The sequence below is a fragment of the Pseudomonas sp. GW460-LB5 genome, from assembly GCF_059423245.1.
In genome coordinates, this window is the sequence record NZ_JBWKXT010000050.1 from 1 (window position 1) to 13,758 (window position 13,758).

At 63.5% G+C, this 13,758-nt stretch carries 5 protein-coding genes; 4 read left to right on the forward strand and 1 reads right to left on the reverse strand.

The genetic code is table 11. The features are described 5' to 3' along the window. Both AC07XM_RS24030 and AC07XM_RS24035 read left to right on the forward strand, forming a co-directional pair. A partial coding sequence (locus AC07XM_RS24030) for an NEL-type E3 ubiquitin ligase domain-containing protein (protein ID WP_495045630.1) occupies window positions 1-2,520 on the forward strand: 2,520 nt, incomplete at its 5' end. Window positions 2,521-2,689: 169 nt separating this feature from the next. Beyond that, complete coding sequence (locus tag AC07XM_RS24035) at window positions 2,690-7,168, forward strand: dermonecrotic toxin domain-containing protein (protein ID WP_102689834.1); 4,479 nt, start codon at window positions 2,690-2,692, stop codon at window positions 7,166-7,168. Between the two features lie 165 nt (window positions 7,169-7,333). On the opposite strand, the gene AC07XM_RS24040 is transcribed toward AC07XM_RS24035, so the two are convergent. Further along, window positions 7,334-9,850, reverse strand: coding sequence for a UvrD-helicase domain-containing protein (locus AC07XM_RS24040; protein WP_102689835.1), 2,517 nt, complete (start codon window positions 9,848-9,850; stop codon window positions 7,334-7,336). 174 nt (window positions 9,851-10,024) lie between these two features. Here AC07XM_RS24040 and AC07XM_RS24045 point away from each other — a divergent pair, with 174 nt between their 5' ends. Next, on the forward strand, window positions 10,025-10,723 hold the full coding sequence (locus tag AC07XM_RS24045) for a pirin family protein (protein ID WP_016486065.1): 699 nt from the start codon (window positions 10,025-10,027) through the stop codon (window positions 10,721-10,723). 215 nt (window positions 10,724-10,938) lie between these two features. Continuing rightward, entirely contained in the window at window positions 10,939-13,710 is a 2,772-nt protein-coding gene (locus AC07XM_RS24050; protein WP_102689836.1) for an amino acid adenylation domain-containing protein, read from the forward strand. Window positions 13,711-13,758 lie beyond the last annotated feature (48 nt).

The window sequence follows — 13,758 nt, forward strand, 5'->3', positions numbered from 1 at the left end:
CTCCCCCCCACCGTACAACCTCTCGCCCGGCAGTTTCCCGGCCTGCCGGACAGCGCGCTCGAAGCATTGCTGGCCAACATCAGCACCGTGGAGCAGGAACGCCTGGCAAACGGACGTGTGCCTCTTCGCATTGCCGAGGAAGCCCGCCTTCTGCAAGCACGGGGGCGGCTTGACCGCGCCATCCTTGGCATCTTCAGGCCCAGCCTGGCTAATGACGACAGCCAGCGCCTGATACAAGCGCTGCAAGCTGAGCACCCACAGGCCGACTCGGCCCAGTTGCTGCAACTCGCCCTGGGCGATCGCCAGCACTGCGCCTCACTGCTCGGCCAGCAACCGATCAACCCCAGATTCCGCTCCCCCTTGCGATTGGCCAGCGGCCAGCTTGGCTATCCCCTGAGCGGCCGAGGCTCCCAAGGGCGCGCCTTGCCAGCCGCGCGCCGGCTTCGGGCACTGTACCCCGAGCTCAGCGGCCAGCAGATCAGCGCACTGCAAACCGAACTTGCCTTGGGAGGCGACCTGGGCAGCGTGATCAGTCGGCTTGAAGTAGAGCAACGCACCCTCAACCGGGATCTCAATCGCTGGATTAACACCTCAGCCACCCTTGACGAACGCTTTGATCGGCAGCGGTGCACGGCGCGACTGCTGAGTGCTTCGCGCCGAGAAGGCGGCACGCAACGCGCAGCACTTGTGCTGAACCATATGCACATGGAAGCGCTGCCACCGTTCACTGCCCCTATGCCGCATATCCGGCAACTGGTAGTTGATGGGCTGCAGATGCGGCGCCTGGAAAGCGGTTTTTTGCCAAACTTCCCTAACCTGGAAACCCTGGAAATCATCGGCAACCCGGATATGGACGCCGAAACATTGTTCGAGGCACTCAAGTCTGTGCCACGGCTACGCGAACTGGCCCTGACAGACAATGGCTTGACCAGCCTTTCAGCCACTGCCCGACAGGCCATCGGGGCGATGCCCGGCCTGAGGGTACTGATCCTCAGCCGTAATGGGCTACGGCTCGATACTGCCAGCCTGGCCTTCCTGACGCGTTTGCCCCTGGATGGACTTGGCCTGAGCAGCAACCAGATCACACTTGATGAAAGCCTGGCCGTCCAGTTTCAGGACATGATCCACCCCAGGGTGTTACACCTGTCGGGCAACCCCCTGCGGCTGGCGCCAGACCTGCGCTTCATGGCCCGCCTGAGCCATCTGGACCTCGAGGGTTGCCAACTGCAGCAGTGGCCGCACAGCCTGACAATCCTGATGAGCCAGCCGCAGTATCAGCTGCGCTATCTGAACCTCTCCTTCAACCGCATTCGTACCCTGACAGATTTGCCAGGCGTGCTGCGAACCCCGTTCGCCCGCGATGTCGCGGCGCGCTTGCCGGAGCGCCGCTGGCTGTTCAACTACAACACCTTGGAAGCCCAAACACGCGAACGCCTGGGCAGCAGTGGCGTCAACGTATTCGAGCACGCAGGCGACATGCCGCAGTGGCAAGGCCTGTACCGTGGCCAGGCGAGCAGTGCCGAAGAGCAACTGTGGCGCGACCTGTTCGACCAAGGTGAGAATGCGGCGGTGCTTGGGGTGCTGGAGCGGCTTGCCCAGTCGGCAGAAGCGCGGCGCGATGCCGTGGCGTTGAGGGAGCGTGTCTGGAGCTTGCTGGAGAACGCTGCCCAGGACACCGTGCTGCGCGAACGCCTGGCCACAGTGGCCGGCGATTTCCCGCCAACCTGTGGCGATGCAGGTGCCGACGCTTTCAGTGCCTTGGAGATAGAAGTGCTGGCCCACGAAGCTGCAGGCCAGGCCGGTAGCCGAGCGGCCGATCTGCTGAACCTGTATTGCAAGTTGTATCGACGCGATCAGGTCAACCAACTGGCCGACCGTATCAGCTTGAAAAGGTCCGTGCGCAAACAGGCACTGCTCGATGGCGTCTTTAACGGCGACCTCCCCCCATACGACGAGCTCGACGACCCCTCTGCCTTTCCAGACATCGACCTTGAAACGGGGCTGGTGGACGATATCGAGCTGCGCCTGGCCTTGCGCCAGTCCTTGGCGACTGCGCTGGATTACCCTGAGCCGAGCCGAGGCATGCTGTATCGCGACACGGCCAGGGTCAACCAGACAATCATCAACCGTGTGAAAGCAGCAGTCGTGGCACTTGATACAGACGCCACAGCCCGGGAGCAATGGTTAAACCAGCAGCCGGGCTGGGTGGAGTACCTGAAACGGGAACATGCGGCACAGTTCAGCCTGATAACCGATTTTTGGCGGCCAGGCCTGGACTACCTCTACTACTGCCTGGATGAAACCGCCGACCCGGTAACGTCCCTGGACAACTCTGTGCGACGAGCATTGACCAGCGTCATGCCGGAAAACCCCTTGGATGCTCGGGGTGTTCTGCATCGCGTGGCGATCACCGAGCAGCAGTACCGTCAAGGCGTGGACTTGCTGACTGCCGAGCAGCAGCAGGTGGAACACGGCCTGCTGACAAGCCTCACCCGCCATACGCAGACAATGGGCAGTTAACCCGCAGTCATTGGCCGCGCAAGCCTTCAAGTAAGGCCTGCCGGCCACCTGCCTGACAGAACGCACGCAACACCCGCATACGCATGAGCGCCCTGGGCAGGCAATTATCTACCGCACAGTGCGCCCGCGTATGCGGCCCCATAGCGGCTCCCGTACACGGAGTGCCGACATGAGCCACACCCCTTATCACCACGCGCAAATGGCGCGTACCCTGCCCGGCTGGAGCAAGGCATTGCATGGCGAGCATGCCCGCCAGATCACGGCGCGCTTGCACAAGGACTACCAGGACGGCCAGGGCAATACCTACGCCTGGTATCAACAGGCAGACGAAGCTACCCGCCAAGCCCTGCAGCGCGCCATCGCCAAACGCGATGCAAGCAGCAGGGCCTTGCAGGCAGCGCTCGGCAACTTGCAGGGCGTCACCGAGTTCTGCGCCCCTTTGCTGCAAAAGCAGCTGAACATCGACACCCCGGTCACCCAGGCGCAATACGTTTATCAAGCGACCACGGTCAAGCAACCCGTCGGGCTGCCCACGGGTCCGGCAGTGCCCCATGAGCAGGGCGAGATCGTTGCCAAGGGGGCCCCGCAGTACCGCAGCCTGCTCGAAGCGGCCCTGCACAACTTCGAAGGCACTGCCGACACCACGCGGTTCAGTCGCCTGCAGCACAGCCGGCAGGACATCCGGGCCATGGCTGGTCTGACGTTGACAGGCTTCATTGAGCAATGCCGGGCGCTAAACCTGGGTCAGCGCTACCAGCTGCACCTTGACCAAATCTTCGCCGGGCCAAACAGGACCGAACTGCAAGCGCTGGCCATCAACGCACGGCGTGACGAGTTTCGTGTGCAAACCCGTATCGCTGGCTGCAAAGGCCACCTCAGCGCCCCCGGCGCTCTCGCGTTGCATGGCCTGTGTGCCGAACGCGCCGACCCCACCTATCAAGGGCGTCCCCTGCGTTGCTGGCAGTTGCAGCTGTTTGGCATCCCGATCCATGAGCTGCTGTTCATTGCCCCCCTGCAAAACCGCAAGCACGACCCGGTATTTCTCTACAACCCGATGGATGTCGATGCGCTCAGGGAGTTCGCCTCGCTGGGCGAAGCACGCAAGTATTTGCGCCAACAGCTGATGCAGGACGACTACCGCAAGCGCTTCGTCGCCCTGGCATTGCAGTCACAGCAGGCTACCTTGAGCAAGCGGCTCGAGCGCGCCCTCTACAGCAACGCCGACCAGGAAGAAGGGGCGCAGCTGAAACCCCGCAAGTCGGTACACCTGGAATCCATCGACAGAAGCTTGCCCGATGCCCCTTGGGGCCTACTGGAGTCCAGCCACCTTGCGCGCCTGAGAGCGGATGCTCGCAGGGTCGCGGTTCCCACCGAAGATGTTGACGCCAGGGTACGCTTGCAGAACATCGAATACTGGCTGGACCTGGGTATGACCGTGCTGAATGTCGCAGCGATGGTCGTGCCATGCCTGAACCCGATCATGTTGACCCTCGGCGCCGCGCAAATCATGGGCAGTGTATTCGAGGGCATCTCGGCCTGGGAGGAAGGTGACAATGAAGAGGCTGCAGCCCAGCTTGAGTCGGTGCTGCTGAACATTGTCACGGTCGCTGCCGTAGGTGGCGGTGCCGTGGCGCTGAAGGCTTCCGGCTTTGTCGACGCCATGCAGAGCATCGTCAAGGATGGCAAGGACTACCTGTGGAACGCCACGTTGAAGGACCATGCAAGCCCCGTGTCGATTGGCGAAGACCTTGAACCCGATGTGCAGGGCCGTTACACGGTTGACGGGCGTCACTACATACGTATCGAGGGTGTTGTGTACGAACAGTTGCAGGAACGCGGCCAATGGCGGATCCCCCACCCGCAAGACCCGCAGGCCTATCGGCCAGTGATTCGGGACAATGGCGCAGGCGCGTGGCGCGCGGCACACGAAGTGCCTCTGGAGTGGGATGACCTGCAGCTCTTGCGGCGTTTGGGGCCGATCAGTGAGGGCCTGACTGACAGCGAGTTGCAGGCCGCGCTGGAGTGCTCAGGGGTGCAAGGTGATGAACTGCGCCACACCCAGGTGGCCGCACAGTATCCGCCCACCTTGCTGGCCGACGCACTCGAGCGGTTGAAAGCGCCAAACCCGCCCAGGCTACCCGAAGAGGCCGGGCCGCTGGGCAGGCAATTCCCAGGCCTGCCGCAGCATGCCATCGAGCAGATCATGGCCAGGACCTGTGCCCGTGAACGCCTGCTGATGGCCCAAGGCAGGGTGCCCTTGCGCGTTGCCGAAGAGGCCCGGGCCCTGCAGGCACACACCCGCCTGAGCAGGGCCTTGCTGGGGCTGTATCGCACTGATCTGGCCACCGCCGACAGTGAGGTACTGGACCTTGCGCTGCAAGCAGAACACCCTGATCTCGATGCGCGCCAACGGTATCACGTGGCCATCGCCGACCGGGGGCATGCGGCCAGCCTGATCGGGCAACAGCCCATCAGGCCTGGTTACCGTTCGCCAATGCGCCTGGCCGATGGGCGCGTTGGCTACCCACTCAGCGGGAGGCTGCCTTGGCCCAATACTGCAGATCGACGTTTGCGTGCGCTCTACCCTGGCCTGAACGCAAGCGCACGCAATACATTGCGGGGCCAGCTACGCCAGCGCGGTAGCGTCTCGGCACAGCTCAGGGCACTGGAAATCGAGCGCGACACCCTTGACGACTCGCTGCGTGACTGGGCGAACCAAGGCAGTGAAAGCCAGCGCAACGCGCGCACCGTGGTGCGTGAACTGTTCAATGCCGCCTGGCGCCGTGACGACCCGTACAGCCTGACACTGCAAGACCTGGAACTCGACACCCTGCCATCACTGCCAGCGCGCTTCGATCACATCACCACCTTGAACATCCGCGCCATTGGCATCCGCCAGATACCGTCAGACTTTTTCCAGAGCTTCCCCTCGCTGCGCGTCCTGCGCCTGACGCAAAACCCAGAACTCGACTTCGAAGGGCTGTTCCAGGCACTGGCGGCCACCCCGCAACTCGAAGTACTGGATCTGGGCAACAACCAGTTGAACAGCCTGACTGAGGTAATGCGTCACCGGCTGGGTGGCCTTACCCGCCTGCGCCGGCTGAGCTTGCGTTTGAACAGGTTGCAGCTTGCCGAAGCCGACCTGCAGACCCTTGCACGGTTACCCCTCGAATACCTTGACCTGGAGAACAACCACATTGCGTTGAGTGAAGCCCTGGCAGCGCGTTTCGCCGACCTGCGCAGCCTGCGCCATCTGCGCCTGACCAACAACCCGCTGGGGCAGGCGCCTGACGTGACCGGCCTGACATTCCTGGCCAACCTGCAACTGCGCAACTGCGGCCTGCGTGAATGGCCACGTGGCCTCACCTCGCTGATGACGCCGACCGCCCCGCAATTGCGTCACCTCAGCCTGAGCTACAACCCGATCGGCGAGGTGCCGGACCTCGATCAGGTACTGGCCAGCCCCTTTGCCGAAGCCTTGCGTACGCCTGGACGCGATAGCTTCTGGGACTTCAATGAAAACAACCTGGATGCCGCCAGCAACCGCCGGCTGCGCACGGCAGGGGTCGAAGTGCACGGCGCCGATCAGCTGTCGGATATCAGCGAGGACTTCTGGCTGGTGGATGCCAGCCCGGAACAGGCGCAGCTCTGGGACGCGCTGTTCGAGGGTGATGCAAACCGCCATTTGCGCGAAGTGGTCGAACGCGTGGCACGCTCGCAGCAAGCCGAGCGCAACCTGCGAGCGCTGACCCAGCAGGTTTGGCAGCTGCTTGAACAGGCCGGACGTGACGAGGCGTTGCGCACCCATCTGGACAATGTCGCGCAAGATTACCCACCTACCTGTGGCGACGCCGGCACCGATGCATTCAGTGCCCTGGAGCTCGAAGCCCAGGTGTTCAGGCAAGTGGCCGAGGAAGCGGAGCGCCCTGCCTACCTGTTCACCTTTTTCAGAAGCCTCTATCGCCGCGAAATGGTCAACGCGCTGGCCGAACGGATTCAGCTTGCCCGCCTGGCCCGCCAGGCGCGCCTGCTGGAGCTGGAACGGCTGCCCGCCCAGGCTCAGCCCGCAAGGCTTGACGTACCTGAACTGGACCCCCTGGACGAACTGAGTGACGACGCCCTGCTCACCGGCGGCACTGACCTGATCGAAATACGCCTGGCCTTGCGCCAGTCACTGGCAGAACCGCTCAATTTCCCGGAAACCAGCCAAGGCATGCTGTATCGCCAAGAAGCGATGATCTCGGCACGTGTGGCCAGCAATGTCGAACGCGCTGTCCTGCAGCTCGACGATACTGTTGCCGAACGCAGGGCCTGGGTTGCCCGGCAGCCCAGCTGGCAACGCTACCTTGCCCAGCGCTTCGCCAGCCGCTTCGCCGCGCTGGATGAGCGTTGGTACCACGGCATGCAGTACCTGGATTATTGCCTGGATGGCGAAAGCGAAGCCGTCACCTTATTGGATGGCGCGGTGCTGCAAACCCTCACCGAGGTACTGCCCGCGCCACCGCTGGATGTAAACGGTCAATTGCACAGGATGGACTTGGGTAGCCAGGCTTACGACCTGGCCAGTCGGCGCCTGAATGCCGGGCGTGACCAGCAGCGCGAAGCATTGTTCGAAACGCTGACCCACGCGCAAGACCCGAACCGCTGAGCCTCTCAGGTTCACCTGAAGCCTCTCAGTCACGCCATTTGGGGCCGCTTTGCGGCCCTTCGCGGGCACGCCCGCTCCCACAGGGACTGCACATTTGGGAAGCTGTGGGACCGGGCGTGCCCGCGAGGGGCTGCAAAGCAGGCCCAGGAGTGCTTAGGCTTTGGCCTACTGCCCACGCAGGTCTTCGAAAAAGGCCTGCCTGCCATCCACCTGGCTGGACGCCCGCGGGGCAGCGGCCGCATCACCATTGGCGGCCTCGACATGCCAATAGCAGTGCTGCACTGCGCGCGTCACCGCCACGTAGGCCAGGCGTTGCACTTCGTCCTTCTGCGCCGTATCGAACGGCTGGGCGTCACCGGCCTTGCCCAGACCGGCCTGGCGATACACCTGGTTCTTGTAAGGCGAGCTGGTCAGGTAATGGCAGTCGCCCAACATGAACACCGCATCGGCCTGCAAGCCCTTGGCACTGTGGTAAGTCAGCTGTCGCAGCCGGCGCTGCTCGGCCGGCAATGCGGCCTCGGCGTGCAGCACGCTTTGCAGGTGCTCGCTCATCAAGGCCCTGTCACTGCCCTTGCGGTACAGCATCATGACCGTCTCGCCCCGTTGGTAGTGCTCGATCAGCGTCTCGCCCAGGGCAGCCTCATCACGGTCGAACACCTTGACCGGCGAGCAGGGCAAGCCGGCTGCCGGGCCGCTGGCGCGGGCTTTCTTGCCGGCAATTGCCGGGGTCCCTTTGACCAGGTGCTCAGCCGCGTCGATCACCTGCTGCTGGCAGCGGTAGTTGTCGACCAGCATCACCCGCGTGCTGGCCGGTGACGGGAAGGCTTTGCTGAACTCCATGAAATACTTGGGCGAACTGCCACGCCAGCCATAGATCGACTGCCAGTCGTCACCCACACAAAGCAATGACGAGTGCTGTGCATGGCGCCCGGTGTGCATGGCGGGGCCACGCCGGCGGATTTCTGCAAGGCTGGCACGCAACCAGCTGACGATCTGCGGCGACACGTCCTGGAACTCATCGATCATCAGGTGAGCCAAAGGCCGCAACAACGGGTCGGGCAGCAGTTGAAGGTTTTCCGGGTTGTTCTCGCCGAACAGGGCGAACATGCGGTTGTAGCTCATCACCGGCGGCGACTGGTCCAGCAGGTGTGCCTCCAGTGCCTTCCAGTACAGCGCCAGGGCCTCGAAGAACAAGGCATCGCTGTCGCCGGAAGGAAAGCTCATTGCCGCCACCGCGTTGTTCACGTCCAGGCCAAGGTTCTCGATGAAGTTGGCCGCACCGACAAAGGCATCCAGCAACGGCGCCGGGGCCAGTTCACCCTTGACCTTGTACTCGAACCCGGGGCCGGCCACAGCATCGCCAGCCAGCGAAGCCGCCAGGCGCCGGGCCATGGCGTAGTTGTCGAGCCAGATCAGCGGCCGATCACAAAAGGCCTGCAACAGTGTGCGCTTGACCGCCCACTCGGCACGCACTGCCAGCTTGGCCCCGGGGCGCTGGTACTGCGCGCTCTCGGCAGGGTCGAAGCCCAGCACGACCAGAGGCCCTTGGCCAGCCAGGCGGCCATGCACATGGAAGCGGCTGCCCCGGATATCCACGGTTTCGCGGCAAGGCTCTATGCCCTTGATCGGCCAGGCGCCGGCGGCGAACCACAGGTCCTCGATCACGTCGCACAGTTCTTCGTCGCGCTGGGCCGCCAATTGGGTCACCTGTGCACGCTTCTGTACGTCGGGGTTGTTCGGGTCCAGTGGTTTCAGCTGCAAGACTTCGCTGCGCAGCAGCCCTACCAGCTCGGCAAAACGCGGGCTCTCGCCCAGCAAGCCGCTGTAGCACTGGTTAAGTTGCTGGCGCTGGGCATCGTTAAGGCGCAAGTCGAACGGGTTACTGTCAGCCTCGGCTTCGCGCCCGGCAGGCATCTCGTTGCCCAGGGTTTCGAATGCGCGTACCTGGCCGAAACCCGGCAGGCTGCGCACCAGCGGCAGGATGCGTGAATGGAAGGTACGCACCAGCTCGCGCGCCTGTGCCGGCTGCAGGTTGATCTGCCACAGGGCGAACACCTGCAGCAGGCGCTTGATGAAGTCCTTGCGCGACTCGCGGGTGAACGTGACCACGGTCATCGCGTCCAGTTCGTAACCCAGATAATGGCGCAGCAGCAGAATGCGTAACACCAGCGACGTGGACTTGCCTGCCCCGGCGCCGGCCACCACACAGGTAGACGGGGTGTCACTGAAGATCAGCTTCCACTGCGCGGCACTGGGCTGCGCCTCGGCGGGCAGGCGCTGGGCGACATCGGCCTTGAAGCGTTTCTTCAGCTCGGCCGTCAGCGGCAGGCGCCAGTCGTCGAACAGGTTGTCGTCCCGGCCGGGTACCGCAGCGGTGTCAGGGCGCGAATCGCGAATCACCAGTACCTGGCGCCCAGCCTCATAGCCCTCCAGCCGACCGCGCTCCAACCCCTCACGCACACCGTCGGCATGCCCAGTGCGCTGGCCCGTGGCGTGGCCCAGGAACCAGGAGTCACGATGCTGGGCTTGCAGGCGGGTCAGGCCACGCCCCAGCAGGCGGGCGGCCAGGCGGCGAAACCAGGGCAGTTGTGCAGGCGGCGTAAGGTCGGCGGGGGCCTGGGGTTGCTCGTGGGCCACGGTCACTCCGTTGAAAAACAAAAACAGCCGGCATGTTCGCCGCATCGACGGAAAATCGCCAGCGAATGCTTGCAGATCAGTGGATTAGGCGATGAAGCGAGTCAAACACCGCAAAAATAATATCGACCATTATGATTGTTTTGAGCCGATATTTACGCTTATTTTCGATGTTTCTTTAGCGCATCATGGCGTCATTCCACTGATTCAAGGAGCACGATCATGCTGCAACTGCGACCCTTTGAAGGCCTTGGCCACGCCAACCACGGCTGGCTCGATGCCCATCACCATTTCTCGTTCGCCGAGTACCACGACGCGCAGCGCATGCACTGGGGCAACCTGCGTGTATGGAACGACGACCTGATCGCGGCTGGCAGTGGCTTCCCGCCGCACCCGCACCGCGACATGGAAATCATCACCTATGTGCGTGAAGGCGCGATCAGCCATCAGGACAGCCTGGGTAACAAAGGCCGCACCGAGGCCGGTGACGTGCAGGTGATGAGTGCCGGTAGCGGCATCGTGCACAGCGAGTACAACCTGGAAGACGTCGACACGCGTATTTTCCAGATCTGGATTGTGCCTGAGCGCACGGGTGAAGCACCGCAGTGGGGTAGCCGGCCGTTCCCCAAAGGCGAGCGTGGCGAAGGCTTCGTCACCCTGGCCAGCGGCCGTGCCGGTGATGAAGACAGCCTGCAGATTCGTACCGATGCCCGACTGGTAGCTGCCACCTTGCGTGCAGGTGAAACCGCCGAGTATCGCTTTGAGGCCGCACGCCGGGGTTACCTGGTGCCGGCCAAGGGGCTGGTGGAGATCAATGGGCTGCGGGCCAAGGCGCGCGATGGTGTGGCGATCGAGCAGGAAGAAGTGCTGCGGGTCACCGCCGTCGAGGACAGCGAGATCGTGCTGGTGGATGTGGCCTGAAATCGCAGCGGACAGGGCTCCCACAGAGTCCCTGCCAGATCGATGAGTCATGGTTTGTTCTAGGAGAGCGGGCTTGTGCCGCGATTGGGGCGCACAGCGCACCCGACTGTCGACAATCCTCGCCCAATCCCGCTGAACATTGGCGCCATCGGCCACCCTGCACTAGCGTTGTGCTACCAGCCAGCCCCAACGTTCATGCGGAGCCCTCACCCATCATGCCGGACCTGCGCCCGAACCCGACGCTGTGCCTGGAGTACCGTGCCGACCAGCCGATTCATTACGCCTTCCTCGAACAGGCCGGCCGCTGCCCGGATGCCACCGCCATCCTGGCCCGGCACACCACCTGCAGCTATGCCCAACTGGCGCAGATCAGCCAGGGCATTGCCGCCTGTCTGCTGGAACAATCTGCCAGTGGCGCCGATCGTGTGGTTATCGTCGCCAGCCGGGGCGCGGGTCTGGTGTACGCCATGCTCGGCTGCCTGCGCGCCGGCCTGGCCTTCACCGTGGCCGACGCCGCCTACCCGCCCGCGCGCATCGGGCAGATCATCCGCACACTGACGCCGGCTGTGGTCTTGCGCTGTGGCGAGGCATCCGTCGATACCGACAGCCCCCTTGTCATATCGGTGCCGGAAACCACCGCCGAGGCACTGCAAGCCTTCCCTTGCCACTGCGTCGCGCTGCCCAGTGTGAGCCCCGAGCAACCGGCTTACATCACCTTCACCTCGGGCAGCACCGGTGAACCCAAGGGTATCGTTACCCATCACGCGCCCCTGGTGCATTTCATCGACTGGCATGTGCGCCAGCATGGCTTCACCCAGGCCGACACCTTCTCTCTGCTTTCCGGTCTGGGCCATGACCCGGTGTACCGCGACGTGTTCACGCCCCTGTCAATTGGCGCAACCCTCGCCTGCCCCGCCCAGTCGACCCTGACCGACCCGGCACGGCTGGCAGGCTGGATTCACCAGCACGGCGTGAGCGTGATCCACCTCACCCCGCCGCTGGGCAAGCTGATCGAAACCGGCGCACACTTGAATGGCCAGCTACTCGAACAACTGCGCTACCTGTTCTGGGGCGGCGATGCGCTCAGCCCGGCGCTGTACCAGCACATCCGCGCCATTGCGCCCAATGCTGTCAACGTGAACTTCTATGGCACCACGGAAACGCCACAAGCCATGGCCTTCCATACCCTCGACCCTGATTCGGACAGTACCCGGGTGCCCTTGGGCAAAGGCATCGCCAATGCGCAGCTGCTGGTGGTCGACTCGACCAACCAGTTGGTCAGCGTGGGCGAAACCGGTGAAATCCTGATCCGCAGCCCCTACCTGTCGCAGGGATACTGGGGCGACCCGGCGCTGACCGAGGCCAAGTTCATCGCCAACCCGTTCACCGGCGCCGCAGGCGACCGCTGTTATCGCACCGGTGACCTGGGCACCTACCTGGCCGATGGCAGCGCCAGTTTCCTGGGGCGCGGTGACAACCAGGTCAAAATCCGTGGCCATCGCATCGAGCTGGCGGAAATCGAGAACGCCATTACCCGTCACCCGCTCATCGGCCAATGCGTGGTGGTAGCCAACCGCGACAGTGCGTCGCCCCGGCTGGTTGCCTATTGCGTTGGGCAAAAACCCATACCCGCCGATGACCTGCGCCAGGCGCTCACACGCCAGTTGCCGGACTACATGGTGCCGGCGCTATTCGTGTTCCTCGACGCCCTGCCGCTCACCCCTAACGGCAAGGTGGACAAACCCGCCCTGCCTGCGCCATTTGACGACAGTGCCCACCCACCTTTGTCCCCTCTGGCCGAAAAACTGAGCTCGGCCTGGGCTCGCATTCTGCAGGTGCCACGCCTGGACGCCAGGTTGAGCTTTGTCGAACTGGGGGGCGACTCGTTGTCATTCGTGCAGGCCTCGCGGGTGCTGGAGGAGCTGATCGGCCACCTGCCGCAGCGCTGGGAAACGCTGCCGGTGTGCCAGCTGGCCGAGCTGAGTGCGCCCCCCAAAGGCGCGTTGCGGTCGATGGAAATGCCGGTGTTCGTGCGCATGCTCGCCATCATCCTGATCGTGGTCGGCCACCTGAGCGAGTTCGACCACTGGCTGATCGTCGGCGAAACGTCTGTGCTGTTCCTGGTGTCCGGCATCAGCCTGGCGCGGTTCCAGCTCAAGGCAATCGACGAACGCGGCGATGCCCGCACGCTGCTCAGGTCGCTGGCGGCCATTGTGGTGCCGACGCTGTTGTACACCGCGCTGATCCAGTTGGTGTTCGACCGGTTGCACTGGCAATCACTGCTGCTGGTGTCCAACTGGTTCCCGGCCAATGAGGTGAGCCTGTTCAATTACTGGTACATCGAAGTGCTGGTACAGATGATCGTGATCATCGGTATCGTGCTGTCGATCAGGCGCGTACGTCGGGTCGTCCTCGCCGACCCGTTCCGCTGCCTGATCATTGCCAGCTGTGCGCTGGTGGCGCTGGATGTGCTGCTCAACCGCTTCGTGTTCGACGCCAGTGCGCTGCTCAACAGGGTACCGCAGCACTTCCTGGCGGTCATGGTGCTGGGCATGGCCGTGCACCATGCCGACACCACAGCGCGCAAGTGGGTAGCCAGCGCGGTGGCCGTGCTGGTGGTCGCCGAGCTGGATTTGATGGCGGTTGCCGGCGTTGGCTGGGAGGCTTTCTCGCGCTATGTCGATATCGCCCTGCCAGCAATCCTGGCCCTTATCTGGTTCCGCTCGGTGCCAGTGCCTGCCCTGGTCGCACGGGCGGGTGCGGTCATCGCATCGTCAACCTTGTTTATCTACCTGACGCATTTCCAGTTCCAGTCGCTGGCAGACCATGTTTTAAGGCACCCGTTGTTCGAGGTAGCCCTGGCACTCGCCGGAGGGGTGCTGGTGGGTTACTGCTGGAACACCCTGTTGCGTCTGCTGTTTGCGCGCAGGCACAAGCAGAACCAGGCGCGTGAGGCTGATTCGGCCAGGCGTGCTACCTCTGCCTGAGCTGAATTGCCGGCACGGGATCTGTGATTGCAAACCCTGAAACACTCT